22 protein-coding genes are annotated in these 22,902 nt (G+C 45.4%); 7 read left to right on the top strand and 15 right to left on the bottom strand.

Going from position 1 to position 22,902, the window contains the following annotated elements:
* Positions 1-20: 20 nt before the first annotated feature.
* Both syd and R7040_RS11900 read left to right on the top strand, forming a co-directional pair.
* Positions 21-566: a SecY-interacting protein gene (gene syd / locus R7040_RS11905; protein ID WP_193837501.1), complete on the top strand. Its 546-nt coding sequence runs from the start codon at positions 21-23 to the stop codon at positions 564-566.
* A gap of 2 nt (positions 567-568) precedes the next feature.
* Positions 569-1,345 carry a Zn-ribbon-containing protein gene (locus R7040_RS11900; RefSeq protein ID WP_158157279.1) on the top strand — a complete coding sequence of 259 codons (777 nt, stop codon included), beginning with the start codon at positions 569-571 and terminating at the stop codon, positions 1,343-1,345.
* A 126-nt stretch (positions 1,346-1,471) separates the two neighbouring features.
* Here the strand turns inward: R7040_RS11900 and R7040_RS11895 are convergent, their stop codons facing one another.
* The 3 genes from R7040_RS11895 to metN are packed head-to-tail and all read right to left on the bottom strand — an operon-like array spanning position 1,472 to position 4,015.
* The gene (locus tag R7040_RS11895; protein WP_005381966.1) at positions 1,472-2,281 is read right to left on the bottom strand and encodes a MetQ/NlpA family lipoprotein; all 810 of its coding nucleotides are present in this window, start codon (positions 2,279-2,281) and stop codon (positions 1,472-1,474) included.
* A 32-nt stretch (positions 2,282-2,313) separates the two neighbouring features.
* The gene (locus tag R7040_RS11890) at positions 2,314-2,991 is read right to left on the bottom strand and encodes a methionine ABC transporter permease (RefSeq protein WP_005383604.1); all 678 of its coding nucleotides are present in this window, start codon (positions 2,989-2,991) and stop codon (positions 2,314-2,316) included.
* Entirely contained in the window at positions 2,981-4,015 is a 1,035-nt protein-coding gene (metN, locus tag R7040_RS11885; protein WP_005381962.1) for a methionine ABC transporter ATP-binding protein MetN, read from the bottom strand. Before metN ends, R7040_RS11890 begins: the two co-directional genes overlap by 11 nt.
* 341 nt (positions 4,016-4,356) lie before the next feature.
* Here metN and gmhB point away from each other — a divergent pair, with 341 nt between their 5' ends.
* The 4 genes from gmhB to treC all read left to right on the top strand — a co-directional run bounded on the left by gmhB (position 4,357) and on the right by treC (position 9,304).
* A complete protein-coding gene (gmhB, locus tag R7040_RS11880; protein ID WP_005381961.1) occupies positions 4,357-4,908 on the top strand; it encodes a D-glycero-beta-D-manno-heptose 1,7-bisphosphate 7-phosphatase in 552 nt (183 codons plus the stop codon).
* A 74-nt stretch (positions 4,909-4,982) separates the two neighbouring features.
* A complete protein-coding gene (gene treR / locus R7040_RS11875) occupies positions 4,983-5,930 on the top strand; it encodes a trehalose operon repressor TreR (RefSeq protein ID WP_213967779.1) in 948 nt (315 codons plus the stop codon).
* A 176-nt stretch (positions 5,931-6,106) separates the two neighbouring features.
* Positions 6,107-7,531, top strand: a complete 1,425-nt coding sequence (gene treB / locus R7040_RS11870) for a PTS trehalose transporter subunit IIBC (RefSeq protein ID WP_005381959.1) — start codon at positions 6,107-6,109, stop codon at positions 7,529-7,531.
* A gap of 87 nt (positions 7,532-7,618) precedes the next feature.
* Positions 7,619-9,304: an alpha,alpha-phosphotrehalase gene (gene treC / locus R7040_RS11865; protein ID WP_053350273.1), complete on the top strand. Its 1,686-nt coding sequence runs from the start codon at positions 7,619-7,621 to the stop codon at positions 9,302-9,304.
* 103 nt (positions 9,305-9,407) lie between these two features.
* On the opposite strand, the gene R7040_RS11860 is transcribed toward treC, so the two are convergent.
* The 3 genes from R7040_RS11860 to R7040_RS11850 form a co-directional block, all read right to left on the bottom strand.
* Entirely contained in the window at positions 9,408-10,307 is a 900-nt protein-coding gene (locus tag R7040_RS11860; RefSeq protein WP_213967780.1) for a hypothetical protein, read from the bottom strand.
* A 131-nt stretch (positions 10,308-10,438) separates the two neighbouring features.
* On the bottom strand, positions 10,439-11,959 hold the full coding sequence (locus R7040_RS11855) for a transcriptional regulator (RefSeq protein ID WP_213967781.1): 1,521 nt from the start codon (positions 11,957-11,959) through the stop codon (positions 10,439-10,441).
* A 90-nt stretch (positions 11,960-12,049) separates the two neighbouring features.
* Positions 12,050-12,652, bottom strand: coding sequence for a YitT family protein (locus tag R7040_RS11850; RefSeq protein WP_017635671.1), 603 nt, complete (start codon positions 12,650-12,652; stop codon positions 12,050-12,052).
* 347 nt (positions 12,653-12,999) lie between these two features.
* Between R7040_RS11850 and glyA the strand changes: the two genes are divergently transcribed.
* Positions 13,000-14,250 carry a serine hydroxymethyltransferase gene (gene glyA, locus R7040_RS11845; protein ID WP_005381985.1) on the top strand — a complete coding sequence of 417 codons (1,251 nt, stop codon included), beginning with the start codon at positions 13,000-13,002 and terminating at the stop codon, positions 14,248-14,250.
* Positions 14,251-14,668: 418 nt separating this feature from the next.
* On the opposite strand, the gene lipA is transcribed toward glyA, so the two are convergent.
* The 9 genes from lipA to rsfS all read right to left on the bottom strand — a co-directional run bounded on the left by lipA (position 14,669) and on the right by rsfS (position 22,823).
* Complete coding sequence (lipA, locus tag R7040_RS11840) at positions 14,669-15,634, bottom strand: lipoyl synthase (protein WP_005391329.1); 966 nt, start codon at positions 15,632-15,634, stop codon at positions 14,669-14,671.
* On the bottom strand, positions 15,631-16,293 hold the full coding sequence (gene lipB, locus R7040_RS11835) for a lipoyl(octanoyl) transferase LipB (protein ID WP_005384137.1): 663 nt from the start codon (positions 16,291-16,293) through the stop codon (positions 15,631-15,633). The genes lipA and lipB overlap by 4 nt, the downstream gene beginning before the upstream one ends.
* A gap of 176 nt (positions 16,294-16,469) precedes the next feature.
* Entirely contained in the window at positions 16,470-16,748 is a 279-nt protein-coding gene (ybeD, locus tag R7040_RS11830) for a DUF493 family protein YbeD (protein ID WP_005384135.1), read from the bottom strand.
* Between the two features lie 139 nt (positions 16,749-16,887).
* Complete coding sequence (locus R7040_RS11825) at positions 16,888-18,066, bottom strand: serine hydrolase (RefSeq protein ID WP_318081416.1); 1,179 nt, start codon at positions 18,064-18,066, stop codon at positions 16,888-16,890.
* A 91-nt stretch (positions 18,067-18,157) separates the two neighbouring features.
* Positions 18,158-18,961 carry a septal ring lytic transglycosylase RlpA family protein gene (locus R7040_RS11820; protein WP_005384131.1) on the bottom strand — a complete coding sequence of 268 codons (804 nt, stop codon included), beginning with the start codon at positions 18,959-18,961 and terminating at the stop codon, positions 18,158-18,160.
* Between the two features lie 2 nt (positions 18,962-18,963).
* Positions 18,964-20,085 (bottom strand): rod shape-determining protein RodA, encoded by a 1,122-nt coding sequence (rodA, locus tag R7040_RS11815; protein ID WP_005384128.1) that lies wholly within the window; start codon positions 20,083-20,085, stop codon positions 18,964-18,966.
* Positions 20,085-22,001, bottom strand: a complete 1,917-nt coding sequence (mrdA, locus tag R7040_RS11810) for a penicillin-binding protein 2 (RefSeq protein WP_005384126.1) — start codon at positions 21,999-22,001, stop codon at positions 20,085-20,087. Before mrdA ends, rodA begins: the two co-directional genes overlap by 1 nt.
* 29 nt (positions 22,002-22,030) lie before the next feature.
* Positions 22,031-22,501 carry a 23S rRNA (pseudouridine(1915)-N(3))-methyltransferase RlmH gene (gene rlmH, locus R7040_RS11805; RefSeq protein WP_017821762.1) on the bottom strand — a complete coding sequence of 157 codons (471 nt, stop codon included), beginning with the start codon at positions 22,499-22,501 and terminating at the stop codon, positions 22,031-22,033.
* Between the two features lie 4 nt (positions 22,502-22,505).
* The gene (gene rsfS / locus R7040_RS11800; RefSeq protein WP_005373015.1) at positions 22,506-22,823 is read right to left on the bottom strand and encodes a ribosome silencing factor; all 318 of its coding nucleotides are present in this window, start codon (positions 22,821-22,823) and stop codon (positions 22,506-22,508) included.
* Positions 22,824-22,902 lie beyond the last annotated feature (79 nt).

Here is a 22,902-nt window from a genome sequence, read left to right as displayed (position 1 = left end):
TAAGGAATGAGGAGACCTTCATGACCCAAAACGTTACTCAGGCGCTACAAGAGTTCAGCCTGCGCTACCAACAAGCTTGGCAAGCTAAATATAATGAGTTGCCAAGCAGTGAAGAGCTTGCAGAGCTTGTTTCTCCTTGTGTCGAAGAGAAGCGTGATGGAAAGGTGCTTTGGAAAGCGGTCGCACGTGATGAAATGGCCGATTTCACCAATGTGGAAAATGCGATTGAGTTGTCACTGCAAGATGATGTTAAAGCCTTTTATGGTTCTCAATACTGCGCCGATATGGAGGCAACTTGGCAAGGTAATTCGTTGACGCTGCTGCAAGTCTGGAGCGATGACGATTTCGTGCGTCTACAAGAAAATATTCTTGGTCATTTGGTGACGCAGCGCCGCTTGAAACTTAAACCAACAGTATTTATCGCAGCGACAGATGAGGAAATGGATGTGATTTCTATTTGTAACCTCACTGGCAATGTGATTCTAGAGCGTTTGGGTACCTCTAAACGTGATGTATTGGCAGATTCATTGGTTGAGTTCTTGAATAAGTTAGAGGCTGCCGTCTAAGTATGTATGTTGTTGAGTTGCAGTTTGAGTGTTTTGATAACACCACCGTCAGCGCGGTAGACAAAGCCATTAATGGCTTGATGGATGCTCTGCGTTACAACGGCCAAGTATTAGGTCGTGAATTTCCGATAGTGATGGGAGAAGGTGAATTTTTCGTTCGTGTTGTTTGCCCAGAACAAGACAGCTTGCATCCACGTTATCACTCAGATTTCGTCAAAGTGTGCATGAACCGTTTGTCGGATGCGTCTTTGCTTGCTCCGAAAATGCGTATGCTGGGGCGTGATTTGAATTCAGAACAAGCAGCCGAAAAAGAGACACCTAGCTGGCAAGTGTTGTACACGACTTATGTTCATACGTGTTCGCCTTTGCGAAGTGGTGAAACCCTGTTGCCAATTCCTTTGTATCGTAATGAGCCAACACTTAATGGAGACCATAAAGCCGTCATTAAGTGGCAGACTGAGTGGCAAGCGTGTGATGAAATCCAAATGGCAGGGGGTTGCCGAGCGGAACATGCGGCGCTGCACGAAATTTGCGATGTGGATAGTGTGCTGTTTCGCCGAGGTTGGGACTTACGTGGCCGTATCGAATACATCACGAAGATCCCTACGTACTATTACCAGTATCGTGTCGGTGGTCAGTCGCTGGAGAGCGAGAAAGCGCGCAAGTGTCCAAAATGCGATGGCGAGTGGCTACTCGATGAGCCACTACATGACATATTTCATTTTAAGTGTGATGACTGCCGAATCGTGTCGAATATCTCTTGGGACCATCTTAAGTAGCGAATTGAAGCTACTTAAATGGGTAGATAGACAAATAGAAAGGGCTGATGTTTTCACATCAGCCCTTTTGTGTTTAGAACGTTTATGTTTAGAACGTTGTTTTCAGTCATGTTTTGAAAAGTGGGATTACCAACCTTTCACAACACCGCCTTTGAACAGCTCTTTTGCCGCTTCGTAAACTTCTTCCGTTTGGTAAGCTTTTACGAAGTTTTGTACGTTTTGCGCATTAACATTTTCTTCGCGAGCGACAATTAGGTTTACGTATGGTGAGTCTTTATCTTCAACGAACACGCCGTCACGCTCTGGCGATAGGTCGATAGAGCTTGCGTAAGTGGTGTTGATGATAGATAGCGTTACGTCATCCAATGAACGTGGAAGCTGTGGGGCTTCTAGTTCAATGATTTCGATATTTTTAGGGTTGCCTACGATGTCACGTACTGTAGCGAGTAGACCAACGCCATCACGTAGCGTAATTAAACCTTGTTGCTCAAGAAGCAGTAGTGAGCGACCTAGGTTAGTTGGGTCGTTTGGTACTGCGATGCGTGCGCCATCTTGAATTTCATCAATTGATTTTACTTGCTTTGAGTAACCAGCAATAGGGTAAACGAATGAGTTACCCGCGATAGCCAGTTTGTAGCCGCGGTCTTTCACTTGTTGGTCTAGGTATGGTTTGTGCTGGAACGCATTCGCGTCTACTGAACCATCATCCAGAGCGGCGTTTGGTGTTACGTAATCGGTAAATGTTACTAGCTCAACGTCTAGGTTGTATTTCTCTTTTGCTACTTTAGCGGCAACTTCGGCTACTTGTGCTTCAGCACCAGCAATAACGCCAACTTTTACTTTGTTTACGTCTACTTCTTTGTCGCCGCAACCCGCTAGAGCAAGAGCAGAGGCGGCCGTTGCTACAGTCAAAAGACCTTTAAGGCTAAATTTCATCTTTATCTCCTTATAATTTGTATTTTTGATGCTTATCTGTGGTCTACACGGCGCACCACTGCGTCGCCGATAGACTGAATAATCTGTACTAGAACAATCAACATCACGACAGTCACGGCCATGATAGTTACATCGTAGCGGTGGAAACCGTAACGAATGGCTACGTCACCTAGGCCGCCGCCGCCTACCGTACCCGCCATAGCTGAGTAGCTAACGAGAGTGACCAAGGTAATCGTTACTGAGTTAACAATAGTCGGCATTGCTTCAGGTAGTAGAACTTTTGTGATGATCTGTGTTGGTGTCGCCCCCATTGACTGCGCTGCTTCCACCAAGCCTGTCGGTACTTCTAATAAAGCACCTTCAATAAGACGAGCGACAAAAGGAATGGCGCCAATAGTCAGTGGGACGATTGCTGCGGTTGTACCGATAAAGGTTCCAACCAGCATTTTTGTCACTGGAATAATCGCAACCATCAGTACGAGGAATGGCACTGAACGACCAATGTTAACGATAGCGCCTAAGCCGCTATTTAGTTTGGTGTTTTCAAGTAGGCCGCCTTTCTTAGTAATATGGAGGATTACGCCTAATGGAATACCCACAGCAAAGCCGACTAATCCGGCAACCGCAACCATGTAAAGCGTTTCCCACGTTGCACCTAAAAGTAGTTTGCTGTTTAAACTCAGCCATTCAGAAATCGTATTAAAGGACATAACCAAGTACCTCTACTTTTACGTTGTGCTTACGCAGGTATTCAAGAGCTGCGTTGTCATCTTCTTCGTTACCAAATAGCTCTGCGACCATCATGCCGAATTTCACGCCACCAGCGTAATCAAGGTCGGAACTCAAAATACTCACATCAATATTGTATTTACGAGAAATTTGCGACATTAACGGTGCATCGACGGTTGCGCCAGTAAACTCTAAGCGAACCAACGGATAGCTGCCATCAACACGTTCTGCTTGCAGACGTGCTTGGTAATCTTCAGGAATGGAAAGATCCAGCGTTGAGCGAATGAATTGGTGCGCTAGCTCTGTCTTAGGGTGCGCAAAAATATCGCCAACGGTGCCTTTTTCCACCAGCTCACCACCACCGATGATTGCTACTTCGTGACAGATGCTTTTTACGACTTCCATTTCGTGAGTGATAAGTAAAATCGTGATGTTGAGTTTGCGGTTGATCTCTTTCAATAACTCAAGGATAGATTGAGTTGTTGCTGGGTCTAGTGCGCTAGTGGCCTCATCACAAAGCAGCACGCTAGGATCGGATGCCAATGCACGAGCAATTGCCACACGCTGTTTTTGGCCGCCACTTAAGTTAGATGGGTAGCTCTCGTGTTTGTCGGCTAAGCCTACAAGCTTTAGCAACTCAGTTACTTTTGTTGTGATTTGCGATTTGTCTTTACCTGCCAGTTCTAGGGGCAATGCCACATTATCAAACACAGTACGAGACGAAAGCAGGTTAAAGTGCTGGAAGATCATGCCAATGTTACGGCGTGTTTCGACTAGTTGCTTTTTGCTGAGTTTGGTTAGATCTACACCATCAACGATGATGGAACCAGAGGTCGGCGCTTCTAACATGTTTACGCAGCGGATCAGCGTACTTTTACCAGCACCAGATGAACCGATAACACCAAAGATGGTGCCTTTGTCGATGTGTAGGTTAATGTCTTTCAGGGCAAGGATTTCCTTACTGCCTTGGTAGAACACTTTATTGACGTTTTTTATTTCTATCATGTTTCAACCTGCCCAAAGATACGGGGAACTTCGCTGTCAAAAACGGCCTTTGACAGAACTTAATGTTGAGCTTTATCTCAATTTTCAGTTGATGCTATGGGTTAAGCAGAATGAAGTCAATAGATATTTTTACGTCTAGACGTCTAAATGTATGGATGTTCTGTTTCGAAACGGAGATGTATAGATAGAAAGCAGGAGGTAGACGGCAGGGCACCCTCAGATTTACCGATTCTTGCCCAACAAATCAACCGTTTTGTCGAGGCCTAGAATGAATTAGATAGTGTTGAAGTTTATAAGGTATGTAATAATCTGATTAAACCGAGTTAATAGAGAAATACGTTTTGGCAAAACCTGCTGTTTTTATCGATCGTGATGGCGTGATAAACGTTGACCACGGCTACGTTCATGACGAACATGATTTTGAGTACATTGATGGTGTATTTGAAGCGACGAAAGCGCTAAAAGATAAAGGCTACCTTCTAGTGTTAGTGACGAATCAATCGGGCATCGCACGCGGTAAATTCAGTGAAGACCGTTTCTTGTCTCTGACTCAATGGATGGATTGGAACTTTGCTGATAATGGTGTTGAGTTCGATGGTATCTATTACTGTCCACATCATCCAGAACATGGCATTGGCGAGTACAAGCAAGATTGTGAGTGCCGTAAGCCAAAACCAGGCATGTTCATTTCTGCGCGTGACTTCTTGAAGATCGACATGGAGAAATCTGTGATGATCGGCGATAAAGCTGAAGACATGATGGCAGCAGAAGCGGCAGGCGTTGGCACTAAGATTTTGGTTCGCACTGGTAAGCCAGTAACAGAACAGGGCGAAGCCATTGCAACGGTAGTATTAGATAGCATTGCAGATGTGCCTGCGTACTTAAACAAGTAATCTTCATTACTGACTGAGTTAAGGGAAGCCACTGCTTCCCTTTTGTTTGATTCCTTCTTTTAGTCTGAACACTTATGAGCAAAAAACTCACCATTCTTGATATCGCAAAATTGGCAGGCGTGGGCAAATCGACAGTAAGCCGTGTGCTTACTAACGATCCAAAAGTGAAACCGCAAACGCGTGAGAAGGTAGAGCAAATCATTCGTGAATCAGGCTACGTCCCATCAAAGTCGGCGCAGTCGATGCGTGGTGGCAGTCAAAAGGTTATTGGGGTTATCATCTCCCGTTTAGATTCACCATCAGAAAATCGCGCCGTTGGTACCATGCTCAATGCTTTGTATTCCGCTGGTTATGATGCGGTGATCATGGAGAGCCAATTCGATCGCGATAAAACCAATGAGCATTTGGATGTGCTTAGACGTCGCAACGTCGATGGGGTGATCGTGTTTGGTTTTACTGGATGTGATGAGCGAGCATTGGCGGCGTGGGGGAATCGTATCGTCGTGATCGCGATGGACACGCAAATGGTTTCCTCGATCAACTACGATAACCAAGGTGTGATAGACATGGCTTTGTCTCACCTTGAGCAGCAATCTTTATCTCGCATTGCTTATATTGGTGTTGATCCTGAAGACAAAACCACTGGCTTAGCTCGTCTAAATGCTTATAAAGCTTGGTGTCAACGCAAGCAAATTGCACCTTGTTTCCAAACGGGTAAGTTGAGCCATGAAAGTGCTTATCAGTTGGTAGACAAAGTCCTTCAATCTGATACTCAGGCCATCGTGTGCGCCAGTGACACTATCGCGTTGGGCGTGATTAAGCGTCTTCAAGAGTTAGGCCGTGAAGACGTGGTTGTGACAGGTGTTGGTGGTAATGAATTGCTCTCTTTCCTTTTCCCTAAAGTATTTAGTGTCGATCCAGGTTATACCCTTGCAGGTGAGAAGTCCGCTAACATGCTGATCAATCAATTAAATGGCGATGAGGAAGTGGTTCACTTTACTCAACAGCCTATCGTTTGTTAATCCACACTAAAACGATCTGCTCTAAAATTATACTGTGATCATTCTCAATTAATGGGACTGTTCCCATTTTGTTTTTTGTCTTCGAATGGCAATATTAAAATTAAGAAATGGGAATGTTCCCATTTATAAAAACAAAATGATGAATCGAATGTATCCAATACAGGGTGGACAAAGTTATGAGTAAGATTGCGCGTAAAGACGTGGAGCGTCTTATTGAGCTGGTCGGGGGGCCGGACAATATTGCCAGTGTAAGTCACTGTTTAACTCGCTTGCGTTTTGTTCTAAATGATACGGACAAAGCAGATACGAAACAGTTAGAAGCATTACCGATGGTGAAGGGCTGTTTTACCAACGCAGGCCAGTTCCAAGTGGTTATCGGTACTGAAGTGGATGAAGTTTACAAGGTACTGATCGGACTGACGGGTAAAAGTGAAGCCAGCAAAGACGAAGCGAAGAACGCTGCTCGTCAAAACATGAATATCGTTGAGCGTGGTATTTCCCACCTTGCAGAAATCTTTGTACCACTGCTACCTGCGATCATTACCGGTGGTCTGATTCTTGGCTTCCGTAACGTGATTGGCGACATCAAGATGTTTGATGGTCAAACGCTAACGGAAATCAGCCAGTTTTGGGCAACGGTACACTCTTTCCTATGGCTAATTGGTGAAGCAATCTTCTTCTTCCTACCAGTTGGCGTGTGTTGGTCGACAGTGAAAAAACTCGGCGGTACTCCGATTTTGGGTATCACATTGGGTGTCACGCTGGTTTCGCCGCAGTTAATGAACGCTTACCTAATTGGTAAGCAAGTACCTGAAGTGTGGGACTTTGGCTTATTCGCCATCGAGAAAGTGGGCTATCAGGCGCAAGTGATTCCAGCAATGCTTGCTGGTATGGCTCTGGCGTTTATTGAAACCAACTTAAAACGCATCATTCCGTCTTACCTTTACCTAGTAGTCGTGCCGTTTGTCTCAATCATTGTGTCTGTGATTCTTGCGCACTCTATCATTGGTCCATTCGGTCGTATGTTGGGTGACGGCGTTGCTTTCGCAGCAAAAGCAGCCATGACGGGTGACTTCGCAATGATTGGCTCAACCATCTTCGGCTTCCTATACGCGCCATTGGTCATTACTGGTATTCACCACACCACCAACGCGGTAGACCTTCAACTGATGCAAGAGCTAGGCGGTACGCCAATTTGGCCTCTGATTGCACTTTCAAACATTGCTCAAGCGTCTGCGGTCGTCGGCATCATTATCATCAGTAAAAAACATGGCGAGCGTGATATCTCAGTGCCTGCGGCTATCTCTGCTTACCTTGGCGTGACTGAGCCGGCGATGTACGGCATCAACTTGAAATACAAGTTCCCAATGCTGAGCGCGATGATCGGTAGTGCGTGTGCTGCTGCTATTTGTGGTAGTGCGGGCGTAATGGCGAACGGTATCGGTGTGGGCGGTTTGCCGGGCATCTTGTCTATCCAACCGCAGTTCTGGGGCATTTTTGCTTTGGCTATGTTAGTCGCAATGCTGGTACCTGCTGCATTAACGTTAATTCTTTATAAGCGTGCACAAGCCAAAGGTGAGCTTGAGCCTGCAAACGCGTAATTCTATTTGAGGCAGTGACTTGGCTGCCTCCTCCTATTTTTCTTTTCAAATTTTAAGTTTCCGATTACTGGTAAGTGAGTGTTAGAAATGGCTATGACCAAGCATGATGAGAGCTGGTGGAAAACCGCAACCATCTATCAAATTTACCCAAAAAGCTTTTGTGACAGTGGCAGTAAAGGCACGGGCGACATCAAAGGGATCATTTCTAAGCTGGATTATCTTAAGCACCTTGGTGTGGATGCGATTTGGCTGACGCCGGTTTACCAATCGCCAATGATCGACAACGGTTATGACATCTCCGATTATTACTCGATTAACCCTGAGTTCGGCACTATGGAAGATTTCGATACTTTGCTAGCAGAAGCGCATCAGTTGGGTATTCGTATCATCATGGACATTGTAGTAAACCACACGTCGACAGAACACAAGTGGTTCCAATCCGCACTGGGTGATAAAAACAGCCCATACCGTGATTACTACATCTGGAAAGATCCGGTAGATGGTGCTGAACCAAACAACTGGCAATCAAAGTTTGGTGGCAACGCTTGGGCGCTGGATGAAAAAACAGGCCAGTACTATTTGCACCTTTTTGCTAAAGAGCAAGCGGACTTAAACTGGGAAAACCCAGTAGTGCGTGAAGAAGTGAAAGAAGTCATCAGCTTCTGGGCAGACAAAGGTGTCGATGGTTTCCGTCTCGACGTTATCAACCTGATTTCCAAGCAGCAAGATTTTCCAAGTGACGATATTGGTGATGGTCGTCGTTTCTACACGGATGGTCCACGTGTGCACGAATACCTTCAAGAGATTAGCGAATCTGTGTTTCAAAAATACGGCAGCGTGACGGTGGGTGAAATGTCTTCCACTACGCTAGAGCACTGCCAGCAATATTCTTCGCTAGACGGCAAAGAGCTATCCATGGTGTTCAACTTCCATCATCTGAAAGTCGATTATCCAAATGGTGAAAAATGGACCAAAGCGCCGTTTGATTTCATTCAGTTAAAACAGATCTTCAATCATTGGCAAACGGGCTTAAATGGCAAAGGGTGGGGGGCGCTGTTCTGGTGTAACCACGACCAGCCACGCGTTGTGAGCCGATTAGGTAACGACGAGCAATACCGTGTTGAATCTGCCAAGATGCTTGCGGCATCAGTGCACATGATGCAAGGCACACCTTATGTTTACCAGGGGGAAGAGATCGGCATGACCAACCCGGGTTATACCGAAATCAGCCAATATCGTGATGTTGAAAGTACTAACATGTACGACATTATGGTCAACCGTGATGGTGTATCTCATGACGATATGATGGCGATCTTGGCACAGAAGTCGCGTGATAATTCACGTACACCAATGCAATGGAACAGTGCAAAACACGCGGGCTTTACTGAGGGAACGCCGTGGCTTGAAGTGGCGCAGAATTACTCTGAAATCAATGCTGAAGCTGCGGTTGCCGATTTGAACTCGGTGTTCTACTTTTACAAGCGTCTGATTGAACTGCGTAAACAGGTTCCAGTCATCACCGATGGCCGTTACGAGGACCTGCTGCCAGAGCACAAACGTATTTTCGCTTACGCTCGTCAGAACGATAAGCAAACGCTGCTGTGTATCAATAACTACTACGCTGAAGAGGTGGAATGCGTTCTGCCAGAACGTTTTGATATGAGTAAGGCGAAAAACTTGCTATCTAACTATCAAAACTCAGCGAGCGCAGTCGCGTCAAACCATCAAGTGTTACGACCTTACGAAACTCGTATTTTATTGATAGAAGAATAAACTCGGGTGTCATCACCCCTAAGATTGATGTTCGAGATGAAGGCTTTGGTGTGCTCCCCAAAGCCTTTTTTATTGAGATGCGAGATACTTGTGGAGTACAGGCTTATTTTGTTTCAATCGCTGTTAGCTGCACTTTCTCTTCGTTGATTTGTAATTGTTGTACTTTCAGCAGTTCAATTTGTTCTATCAGACCTAAGCTCGGATTAAACCAACGTTCTGCCGAAGTGGCGAACTCCATTGAGTCCATGTCATCACAGTTTAGGTTGTAGATGTTCTCTTCCATCAGGTATGCCGCTTCAATTTTCTTGCCTGAGATCGAGAACGCTTTACGCACGCCAGTCTCTCGGATTTGCTGTTGCCAAACCACTTGGCAAGATGCTGTCATAGGAAGGTTTTGTACCCACTCATGCTCTTCAAAACGGTCTAGAAGGTTGTGAACTGCGTAGCCTGTAAGAGTGGTTTGCAGAGACATAGTTTCTTCACCGATGTCAATATTCGGGCTTTTCTCTTTTACGTCGTCACCGTTTAGGCGGAAAATCGGACCGCTGTGCATAAGCATGGCAATAAACTGATGACCAATGAAATAAGCGTCAGTGATTTCATGGAGTGCACCATCTGATCCTGCAAAGTAAAGCGTATTGCTCTCTTCGTCGTCGTTGTACTGCTCGTCTGAATAGTAGAACTGTTCGGCGCCGTAGTTCACCAAGTCATTAACCAACTGGACCATTGCCTCGCTGTTTGGGATTTGTGCCAATGCTGCCAATATTTGCTCGCGACCCATCGCTTGGAAGCTCAGTTTCATGTCGCCCTCTGGTTGGCCATCCAAGCTAAACGAATAGCTCAATTGTGTGTTTGGTACAGGAGCGAAGATTGAGTTGTGAATCGAGACGTCGAAACTTTCTTGAGGCATTTTGTTTGGATTCGCACTGCCAGAAGACGAACCTCCGCCACAGCCGTAAAGAGCCAGAGTTGCTGCTGCGATAAGCGTCATTTTGTTTAGCATGGTTTACATTCCTGATTGATAAGGCCGTTTCATGTTGGGCCGTTGCTTGAATGCGAGCATGCTAAGTTCAGTGAGAGAAAAAGGGCAAAAAACAAAAGCTAACAGGGGTTAATGAAAGCTTAATTTTATATTTAGGTCTTTGTTTTGTTTGGGGTTATTTCGTTGGCTACGTTAGTGCAATACTCGTTAATGAGCGCTTTCCATCGGCTTATGATTTCTTGATCGGTCACACTAACATGCAACGTTTTCCACGGTTGGAGGCAAGTCTCTTTTGATTCAGATTGAGAAAGACGCTCAAACAAGGTTTCGGAAGGTAAAACGCGCAGCAGCGCCACCAGTGATTCCATGTAGTTGAGACGGAACTGTTCAAGTTTGTTCTGCTTATAAGCAATGTGAGACACAAAGGTATAAATCAGTGCGTTTTGGATACGTGAGTCGCCATCTGGTGTCGTTAACAGAGCTTTTGCCCTGTCTAAGTTACCTAATTTGAAATGCAATAGACCTAACCAGAGGCTCAGCTCATCTGGCAAAACATCAAACGACGATTGTACTTGAGTTAAATACGCTTCCAGCTTTTGATGTTCGTGCTCGTATAAGGCGAGATGTCTTGCCGTTGTTATAGCCGCAAATTCATCAGATTGTCGGAGAGGTTGGCTAGAAAAGGCATTCTCGAATAACATTTTTTTGTGAATATCCGAAAGCTGCCACGAACTTGCCGAAGGTGCAGGCAGATTGAAGTATTGCGCGACATCCGAGTGCATTTGGAAAATATCCGATTGTAAGGCAGATAAACGCAGTGTGTACTCATTGCGAAACGCCAGCTTGCCCGTCGCAGGATAAATAAGGTTCATCTGCGCTTTCAAGATGCCCTGTTTTGTGCCGTCTTTTAACTCGATATTGAGCTCGTAGTCGCTGGTCTGCATGTTTCGTGCGCCAGGGAAATATGGCGTATGACCGATAGGATCAAGAAAGTAACTAGGAGCATCTTGGTTGGCGATGTCGGTGTATGGATATTCGACCTGTTGTTGCAGCAAGATGGCTTTGACCAGTATGCGGTATTTTCGCGCCTGGGAGCCGATTGAATCGACACGGTTGAGTAGTAGCTCGACTTTGGGAATCAGTAGTTGATGACGTGTTTGTTGTGTTGAGATTTCTTGGCGTTGCCATAACAAGCTTGCGAGTGTCATGCTACATACCGCAAGTATGGCACATAAGCTGTAAGCAAAAATCAGCTTGAAGTTCTTATTACTCGCCACCTGGGTTGAGATAACGCGCCGATGGTTTTTCGCTGGTGGCACTAAACGAATATTGGCAGGGTTAAGAAAGTAGCCTTTGCGGGGGTAAGTGACCAAGAGCTTAGCGGCATCGTATTCGGGTAAGTACTGCTGTAGCAGGGCACGTAAGGTGCTAATGCGGTTCGTGAGCACATTCTTAGAGATGAACTTGCTCTGCCAAATGGTTTCAATAATGGTGTCAGCAGAGAGTGGGTGGCCAACGCTTGTTAACAGCAGTTCTAATAATTCAATGGTGCGAGGTTCAAGATCAATCGCGATAGCATCTTGATGAAGGGTCTGTGTCTTCGGGTTATAGATCAGCTCTCCAATCGCAATACAACTGTGAGTCTGTTTAGCTTGTTGCAGAAAGTCGCGCATACCGTACCGATCTATTTGGAAATCGCGAAGTATTATATAGCGATTGGAGCGCGAAATCTTATAAATCGCGCTTCAATCATTATCAAAAATTTATGAACCGTAGGTCACGGAATAGCGGTGCGGTTTGTGGTTCATCGCTAACACGAGATTGAGTGCAAACGCCCCCAAAATTGAAAGGCCAATCACTTCTGGTGTGACAAAGAAGAATGAAGCAAACAGGATACATGCATCGATTGCCATTTGGCTTTTGCCAACTGAAATGCCAAATTTGTCTTGGATAAACAAACACAGCACGTTAAAGCCACCCAAGCTGGAGCGATGTCGGAATAGGATCAGCATACCGAGCCCCATTAAAAGCCCGCCTGCGACGGCGCAATAAACTTCATTTACCGATTCGAGCGAGATTAGCAAATAAAGATGATCGGCAAAGATAGAAACCAACGCGCCAGAAATGGCACTATTAATGGCGAAATGACGGCCGAAGCGTTTCCATGCTAGTAAGTAAAAAGGACTGTTTGCTAAAAAGTACAGCACACCAAAGGTAAAAGGTGTAAATTGGCTAATAAGCAGAGCCAATCCAGTCGTGCCTCCCGTTAGAAGGTTCGCGGATTGGAGAAAGAAAACGCCTTGAGCTACTAAAAAGGTACCCGTGAGAATCGCTATCCAGTCTTCTTTTAATGAGTGTTTTTCCATCAATGTTGCAGTCATTAGTGATAAATAAGGCGTGCATAGTAGTAAAAAGATGATCTTTTCGGTAGCTAGAGGGTAAAATTTACGGTAAACCTATGTAATTGCTGTTTTACAGGGTGTAAAGCACAAATTTGACAGGCAATAGATTGTCGTTATGCGATTGCAATGCTGGCATGATAAACATTGCTTGTCATCATGAAAAAACTGCATGAGAAAAATTGTAAATTTCTCTTTATGACCTAAATCAAATTATGTAGAATGCGCGCCATTAGGGTGACGAAAACGTTTGCGTCGGGTCATTCAACAGTTTTTTTGCAACTTTCAGTACTAATCTGAGTCAGGAGATACAGATGCTTAAGCGTGATATGAACATCGCAGATTACGATGCGGAACTGTTCGCAGCTATCCAGGAAGAAACTCTTCGCCAGGAAGAACACATTGAACTTATCGCTTCTGAAAACTACACAAGCCCACGTGTAATGGAAGCGCAAGGTTCTCAGCTAACGAACAAATACGCTGAAGGCTACCCAGGTAAGCGTTACTACGGCGGTTGTGAGTACGTAGATAAAGCTGAAGCACTAGCAATTGAGCGTGCATGCCAACTATTTGGTTGTGAGTACGCTAACGTACAGCCTCACTCAGGTTCTCAAGCAAACAGCGCAGTTTACATGGCGCTTCTTAACCCTGGCGATACAGTTTTAGGCATGAGCCTAGCACACGGTGGTCACCTAACTCACGGTTCACCAGTAAACTTCTCGGGTAAGCACTACAACGTTATCCCTTACGGTATCGATGAAGCTGGTCAAATCAACTACGACGAGATGGAACAGCTAGCACTTGAACACAAACCTAAGATGATCATCGGTGGTTTCTCTGCTTACTCGCAAATCGTTGATTGGAAACGCATGCGTGAAATCGCTGACAAAGCAGGTGCTTACTTATTTGTTGATATGGCGCACGTAGCTGGTCTTATCGCCGCCGGTGAATACCCAACACCAGTACCGCATGCTCACGTGGTAACAACAACGACGCACAAAACACTAGCAGGTCCTCGCGGTGGTCTTATCTTGTCAAATGCTGGCGAAGATATGTACAAGAAATTGAACTCAGCAGTGTTCCCTGGTGGTCAAGGTGGCCCTCTAATGCACGTTATCGCTGGTAAAGCAGTAGCGTTCAAAGAAGCGATGGAGCCAGAGTTCAAAGCTTATCAAGCTCGCGTAGTGAAAAACGCAAAAGCAATGGTTGGTCAGTTCCAAGAGCGTGGCTACAAAATCGTATCTAACGGTACAGAAAACCACTTGTTCCTTGTTGACCTAATCGACAAAGATATCACTGGTAAAGACGCAGACGCGGCACTAGGTGCTGCAAACATCACTGTAAACAAGAACTCAGTACCAAATGACCCACGCAGCCCATTCGTAACGTCTGGTATCCGTGTAGGTACGCCAGCGATCACTCGCCGTGGCTTCACTGAAGAAGATGCAAAAGAGCTAGCAAACTGGATGTGTGACGTTCTAGATAACATCGGCAACGAAGAAGTTATCGAAGCGACTAAACAGAAAGTGCTAGAAATTTGTAAGCGTCTACCAGTTTACGCCTAACATTTTTTGAAAATAACTCAGGCGAACTCGTTCTATTTCTGCGATTCGGTTTGATTATTTGATTGATGAAAGGTCCTCATTTGAGGGCCTTTTTGTTTGTCTGGCGTTTGGAATGAGATATAGCGAGAGAGTGTGATAAGGGGATGGCTACCAACACTGTCCCTTTTCAATATATCCAAACCACGTCATTCCGATGAGCCTAGGCGAGATCAGGAATCTTGTTGAGGCGCACTCTTTTACTCAGAGTTTCTCTAAAAATCATCAGTACTCTGAAAACTGATTCTGAATCACGCTCGTTCCTCGCTGTTCAGAATGACAGTGGTAGAATGGCTTTTTATCATCATTTGTCAGATACAAAAAAGGTTGGCACTGAGCCAACCTTTCTTTTCAAAACAAGCTTTTCAAAACAAGCGAGAGCTTATTTAATCTCGATACCTTGAGCTTGCATATCGGCATGGTAAGAAGAGCGAACAAATGGACCACACGCTGCATGCGTGAAGCCAAGTTCTAGTGCAACTTCTTTTAGCTCGTCAAACTCTGATGGTGGAACGTAACGTTCTACTGGCAAGTGGTGACGGCTTGGCGCTAAATACTGGCCTAGAGTCAGCATCGTTACGCCGTGTGCGCGTAGATCTTTCAGTACTTCGATGATTTCTTCTTTGGTTTCACCAAGACCCATCATCAAACCAGACTTGGTCGGTACATCGGGATGCTGCTCTTTGAACTTCTTAAGAAGCTCAAGTGACCATTTGTAGTTCGCACCTGGGCGAGCTTTACGGTAAAGACGTGGCGCGGTTTCTAAGTTGTGGTTGAAGACATCTGGCGGATTGTCTTTCATTAGATCAAGCGCTACATCCATGCGACCACGGAAGTCAGGAACCAGTGTTTCAATCTTAATATGCGGGTTTAACGCACGGATCTCGCGGTTACAATCGGCAAAGTGTTGTGCACCGCCGTCACGCAGATCGTCACGGTCAACAGAAGTGATTACTACGTATTTCAGCTTCATATCGGCAATGGTTTTCGCCAGTTTTTGAGGCTCTTCTGCTTCCGGTGGTAATGGGCGGCCATGAGCAACGTCACAGAAAGGACAACGACGAGTACAAATAGCACCTAAGATCATGAAGGTTGCTGTACCGTGGTTAAAACATTCCGCTAGGTTCGGGCAAGATGCTTCTTCACATACGGAGTGAAGTTTATTCTTACGCATCGCCGCTTTGATGTCTTGAATTCGTTGGCTGTCGGCTGGTAGCTTGATCTTCATCCAATCAGGCTTACGTAGCACTTCTTTCTGCTCTGTAGGCATGTTCTTTACGGGAATCAATGCCATTTTATCGGCGTCACGATATTTAACGCCTTTTTCCATCTGGATTGGTTTGCTCATGCTTTATTACCTTGAGAAGGTGCTTCTGTGCTGAATTCTACTTGCTCATAATCGAGCAAAGTAACGAGTTCTTCTATTAATTGTTTTTCTACGGCTTCTACATTGTCTGGGCCGCCAAATTGGCTGACCTGAACCATTTCCATACCTTCATAACCACAAGGGTTAATACGCAGAAACGGTGTTAAATCCATATTTACGTTCAAGGCTAAACCATGAAACGAGCATCCTTTACGAATGCGTAAACCGAGAGAGCATATTTTCTTACCGGCAACGTAGACACCTGGTGCGTCAGGTCGCGCGGCTGAGTCAATATTGTATGCTTTTAGCGTGTTGATCACGAGGTTCTCGATTGTGGTAACGAGATCTCGTACACCTAATTTTTTGCGGCGTAGGTTGATCAAGAAGTAGGCGACCAACTGACCAGGGCCATGATACGTAACCTGACCTCCGCGATCACTTTGTACAACAGGAATATCGCCAGTGTTAATCAAGTGCTCAGCTTTACCTGCCTGTCCTTGCGTAAATACTGGGTTATGTTCTACCAACCAGACTTCATCACGGGTTTCTTCTGTGCGTTGGTCGGTGAACTCATGCATCGCCTTCCATACAGGCTCATAGTCTTGGCGGCCAAGTCGTTTTACAACAAGTTGGTGTTGCATGGGAATTCCTGTTGCTAATATATAAAGTTTTTGGATTATAAACCGGATAACCCTGATGCTCTACCGCTGCGTAACAGATTTTTAACTGAAAGCGATGTAAAGCCTCGTTATCTCTTTGATAAATAAAAAGAAAGCAGCCAAGGCTGCTTTCAAAAAAAATTTAATCTATCAAAAAATTATAGAACCATGCGTACGATGTCAATTTCACCTAACTCTTTGTACAGTGTCTCAACCTGCTCGATAGAGGTTGCAGTAATGTTGATTGACACAGAGTGGTAGTTGCCCTTAGCACTTGGTTTAACGGTCGGGCTGTAGTCACCTGGAGCATGGCGCTGAATAACTTCAAGAACAAGCTCTGGAAGTTCAGGCTTTGCATGACCCATTACCTTGTAAGTAAATGAACAAGGGAACTCAAGCAGGTCTTTTAATTTTGCATCAGAGTTGATGGTTAGCATATCGATAACTCCAGTAGATATTCGTTGCGGTGCGAAATAGTACAGTCAAATTAGGGGGAACTCAAGACGAGGAGCTCAAACTTAAAAAGCCGCCCATTCAGGCGGCTTTGCGAATAAGTTTGCTACTCTAACGTTCTTTTTAGAAGAAGCTCTTGAATAACAATACGATGTAATCCCACATGCGGCTAAATAGACTACCTTGCTCTACGGTTTCTAGTACCATTAGTGGGTACTCGGCAATATCTTCACCATCGATCTGATAGTATAGCTTGCCAACTACATCACCTTTATTAATTGGGGCTTCTAGCTCTTTTTCAAGGACGAAGCTTGCTTTTAAGTTTTTCGCTTCACCACGCGGTAGTGTTACGTAAGTATCTTGGTCAAGACCCAGTGCTACGGTGTCTTTGTTACCCATCCACACTTTTTCTTCTACGAACGTTTCACCTGCTTTGTGCGGTGCCACTGTTTCGAAGAAACGGAAGCCGTAGCTTAGCAGCTTTTTGCTTTCTGACTTACGAGCATTGGCATCTTTAGTACCCATAACGACCGCAACCAAGCGCATTTGACCTTCAGTTGCTGAACTTACTAGGCTGTAACCCGCATTACTTGTGTGACCCGTTTTGATGCCGTCAACGTTCATGCTCTTATCCCAAAGTAGACCGTTACGGTTGTATTGGGTGATGCCGTTGTAAGTAAATTTCTTCTCTGAGTACACTCGGTACTCATTTGGTACGTCACGGATAAGTGCTTTACCTAGCAGTGCCATGTCGTATGGTGTTGAGTACAATTCTGCGTTATCTAAGCCATGAACGTTGGCAAAGTGCGAGTTAGTCATACCCAATGTGTTGGCCCAAGCGTTCATTAGGTCAACAAACGCATCTTCTGAACCTGCAATATGTTCTGCCATCGCAACACAGGCATCGTTACCTGACTGGACGATGATACCTCGGTTCAGGTCACGTACTTTAACTGTTGTGCCTACTTCAATGAACATCTTTGATGAATCAGGGAAGTTTTTCGCCCACGCATTTTTACTGATGGTGACATCATCATCTTCTGAGATATTACCACGCGCTAGCTCTTGGCCGATTACATAGCTGGTCATCATCTTAGTCAGACTAGCTGGAGACAATTTTGTGTTCATCTCTTTCTCTGCCAGTACTTTACCTGAATGGTAATCCATCAGCACGTAGCCCTTCGCCGCGATTTGAGGGGCATCTGGAACAACGATAGGTGATGCAAGAGCAGATTGAGCGAAAGTTGCAGAAAGGGCAACCGAAGAAACGAGAATAGATTTCACAAACTTATTTTTATTCATGGTAATTCAAATTTTTGGGTTAACTGCAGACATCTTATCAGAATCCCTAGTTATGTAAGAGGGGGATCAAAGAGAAATTCATGACACGAGGTCATTTGGCAGTGTTGTGTTTTTTAATAAATGCAGACGAATAGCCGAGCAACTTTACTTTATCTAATGTGGCTTGCGTCAGGGAATAGTCAGTAAATGGCCCTAACAACAAGCGATAAGACTCTTTCGCACTCTCTAGGAAAGTTTCTGTATCCAATTTTTGACCAAGCTCGGTACCTAAAGTTCGCGCGCGTTCTTCATTTTTTGATGATGCCACTTGAATAACGTACCTAGGGTGCGCTTCTAATGACTTTTTGTCCGTGGGCTGATTGATACTGATCACTTCAATTTCCACGTTCGCGGTGCCTGTTTTTATGACATCTAACTTGTGCGCGGCGGCATAGCTTAAATCAATGATACGACCATCGTGAAAAGGACCTCGGTCATTAACTCGTACTACGGTGGTTTTGCCGTTGTCAGTATTGGTAACTTTTACGTAACTTGGTAACGGTAGCGTTTTATGCGCTGCCGTCATTGAGTACATGTCATAGATTTCGCCATTAGAAGTCAAATGACCTTGGAATTTTTTCCCATACCAAGATGCGCGGCCTTTTTCTTTAAAGCCTTTCGCATTGCGAACTATTTTGTAGTCTTTGCCACGCAAGTGGTAATCTTTGTTCCCACCTAGGCTGTACGGTTCATATTTAGGATGCGCATCCTCGATGTGTTCGACTGAAAGCGGTGTATCCGGTGCAACATCGGATTCGAGTTCGTAACGGCCTTCTTGTTCTTTTTGGCTAGTTGATGAACAGCCTGCCAAAATAAGAGCAGAGAAAACCAAGGAATATAAAGCGCGTTTTTGCATGTCTAGGTCGCCTTAGAGAATGCTTTTCGGTGCGTATGAATCGACATCAGAATACCAAAACCAGCCATCAAGGTTACCATTGATGTGCCGCCATAACTGATGAGTGGCAACGGTACACCTACAACAGGTAGGATGCCACTTACCATGCCAATATTTACAAAAATATACACGAAGAAGCTGAGTACAATACTGCCTGCCATCATTCGTCCAAATGCGGTTTGCGCTTGGCTGGCGAGATATAAACCTCGTCCAATAATAAATAGATAGATGGCTAAAAGGCAAAGGAAGCCAATCATACCCCATTCTTCAGCAATTACTGCAAAGATAAAGTCAGTGTGTCGTTCAGGAAGAAATTCTAGTTGTGACTGCGTACCTTGCAACCAACCTTTGCCGGAAATACCGCCGGAGCCAATCGCAATTTTACTCTGAATAATGTGGTAGCCCGCTCCTAGCGGATCAGACTCCGGGTTAAATAGAGTACGAACTCGCACTTTTTGATACTCTCGCATCAAGAAAAACCACAGAATTGGAATGAAACCACCTAATGCAATCGCAGCACCAGCAATTATTTTCCAGCTAATGCCTGCGAGGAAGATAACAAAAATACCGGAAGCCGCGATCAGGATTGAGGTACCTAAGTCAGGCTGTTTTGCAATGAGAATGGTTGGTAAGCAGACCATAATCAGTGCAACAATGAGTGTTCTTAGCGTTGGTGGGAGGGGCTGTCTACCAACATAGCGAGCTACCATTAATGGCACCGCGAGCTTCAATAGCTCTGACGGTTGAAAGCGCACAAAACCGAGGTTAAGCCAACGCTGCGCGCCTTTCGATGCTTCACCGAAAAACAGCACGCCGAAAAGCAGTATAACGCCACCAACGAACATCAAAGGTGCCAAGCTTTCGTAAGTTCGTGGAGAAAGCTGTGCAAGGACGAGCATCACAACGAGTGAAAGCACCATTCGCATGGCTTGGCGATCCATCATCAGTAAACTTTGGCCACTGGCGCTGTACATGATCACCAGGCCAAACCCCATCAGGGCCAGTATGCCAAGTAGGAGTGGTAAGTCGATATGGAAGCGTTCAAACAGGGCGCGATTTTTACCTGTAGAGGGATCCATCTTCATTACTGTTTTACCTCTTTCTTCGCATTGTTTTCAGGCTCAATTTCTTCTGGACCAAGAACGACTCGGTCAAAAATTTTCCTTACTACTGGGGCACCGTTACTAGAACCACCACCGGCATTTTCTAGTACTACAGTGACGACCACTTTAGGATCATCAAATGGTGCAAAGCCAGTAAATAACGCATGGTCACGTAAGTGCTCGGCGATCTCATCGGCGTTGTACTCTTCGTTTTCACCCAGACCGAAGACCTGTGCAGTACCTGATTTACCCGCTGTTTCATAATTCATTTTGTAGAATGAGCGACGAGCTGTTCCGCGCGTGCCATGGTTTACCCGACGCATGCCTTCTTTCGCCATATCCCAGTACTTTTTAGGCACATTCTTGATTGGTGGGTAAGTCACGTATTCTGTCGTTTGCTGCTCTTCGAAGTCGTTACCATTTTCTATCGTCGCTTTGAGCAAGTGAGGTGCGATCACTTCTCCCTCGTTTACTAATACGGAGGTTGCTTTGGCGATTTGCATTGGTGTTGCTGTCCAATATCCTTGGCCGATACCCACAGGGATCGTATCACCTTTATACCATGGGGTTTTATGGCGAGACATTTTCCAGTCACGAGTCGGCATATTCGCCTTACTTTCTTCGTAGATATCAATGCCAGTGTAATCACCAAAACCGAACATCATCATCCAATTCGAAATACGGTCAATACCCATGTCATAAGCGATTTGATAGTAGAAGGTATCAACAGACTCTTCGATCGACTTAATGATATCGACGCGCCCGTGCCCCCAACGCAACCAGTCACGAAACGGGCGTGTGTTGGAGTTTGGTATGCGCCAATAACCAGGGTCATTTCGTGTGGTGTTAGGTGTGACGACACCTTCTTGCAGCGCGGCTACCGCCATAAATGGTTTGATGGTAGACGCAGGAGGGTAAATGCCAAGTGTAGTGCGGTTGACCAAAGGACGGTTTTTATCGTTCAAAAGGGCGCGATAGTCTTTACCTGAGATTCCGTGCACGAACGAGTTAGGATCGTAGCTAGGGCTCGAAACCATAGCCAGTACGCCGTTGTCTCTAGGATCGATTACTACAGCACTGCCTCGGCGGCCGTCCAATAATTGGTGTACGTACAACTGCAAGTTGATATCAAGGTTTAAAACGATGTCTTTTCCGGGTACAGGTGGAACGTACTTTAAGGTACGAATTACTCGGCCGCGGCTGTTTACCTCGACTTCTTGATATCCGGCTGTACCGTGTAAGAGGTCTTCGTAGTATTTTTCAATACCCAGCTTACCAATGTCGCGAGTGGCTTGATAGTTTGCGTCTTTTTCTTCTCGGATCAGGCGCTGCATGTCGCGATCATTGATTCGAGAAACATACCCAATCACGTGGGTTAAGACTTCGCTGAAAGGGTAGTAGCGCTTTAAGGTCGCACTTATTTCCACACCTGGAAAGCGGTACTGATTGACGGAGAATACCGCTACTTGTTTTTCGTTCAGTTGGGTAAGCAGTGGGACCGATTTAAATCGACGAGTCCGTTTACGCTCGTGGTGGAAACGTTCAATCTGGTCTGGTGTAATTTCCAGAATAGTCTGTAATTCTTGGATGGTTGCATCAATGTCTTTAATTTTTTCTGGGGTCAGTTCTAAGTTAAAGACGGGACGGTTCTCTGCCAGTAAAACGCCATTTCGGTCATAAATTAGACCTCGGTTAGGCGCGATAGGCACTACTTTGATGCGGTTATCGTTCGAGCGGGTTTGATAGTCTTGAAACTGGTTCACCTGAATGTTGTACATGTTGGCAACCAGAGCTCCCATCAAGACAACAATGCCGATAAAAGCAACAATAGCGCGGCTGGCAAACAGACGCGCTTCGGCTTGATAATCTCGGATTTGACTGCGTCGTTTACGAATCATTAACGCTTGGCTCTAAAGTTAAACAACGATTATTCGCGATGATAAGGGTGGTTAGCGGTGATGCTCCACGCTCGGTACAAGCTTTCTGCCATTACGATACGCACTAGAGGGTGGGGTAGCGTTAAGGCAGACAATGACCAGCTTTGGTCTGCTGCAGCTTTGCATGCAGGAGCGAGTCCTTCAGGACCGCCGATTAATATTGATACATCACGGCCATCTAATTTCCAAGCTTCTAACTGCTCAGCGAGTTGAGGAGTGTCCCATTTTTTACCTGGGATATCTAACGTGACGATACGGTTGCCTTTTGGTACCGCCGCGAGCATCGCTTCTCCTTCTTTTTGCAGGATGCGAGCGATATCGGCATTCTTACCACGCTTACCAGCAGAGATTTCAATCAACTCCAACGGCATATCATGCGGGAAACGGCGACGATATTCTTGAAAGCCTTCCTCAACCCATTTTGGCATTTTTGTGCCAACAGCAATTAGTTGAATTTTCAAAAGATTAACCCCAGAGTTTTTCTAGCTGGTAGAGTTCGCGGTGCTCTTCTTGCATCACGTGAAGCATGGCGTCGCCCATATCTAGGACTACCCATTCACCTTCGTTTTCACCTTCCATTCCTAGTGGCTCAAGACCGGCTTTTTTCACTTCTGTTGCAACATGGTCAGCGATGGATGAAACGTGGCGTTTGGATGTACCAGTACAGATGATCATGTAATCTGTCACGCTTGATTTATCTTCCACATTTAGGACGATAATGTCTTCCGCTTTCATGTCGTCGGCTTTATCAGCTAAAAAGTCTTTCAGTTCTTCGCGAAGCACTCGGTTTTCCTCGGTTTGTCTCTTATCTCTAAAGTGTTTTACATTCTTGCTTGCAAAACAGGTCGCGCACTATATCACG

It is taken from the genome of Vibrio sp. 1069 (assembly GCF_033340555.1).
The sequence above is the reverse complement of the archived record's forward strand: the minus strand, read 5'-3'. Positions and strand labels throughout refer to the sequence as shown.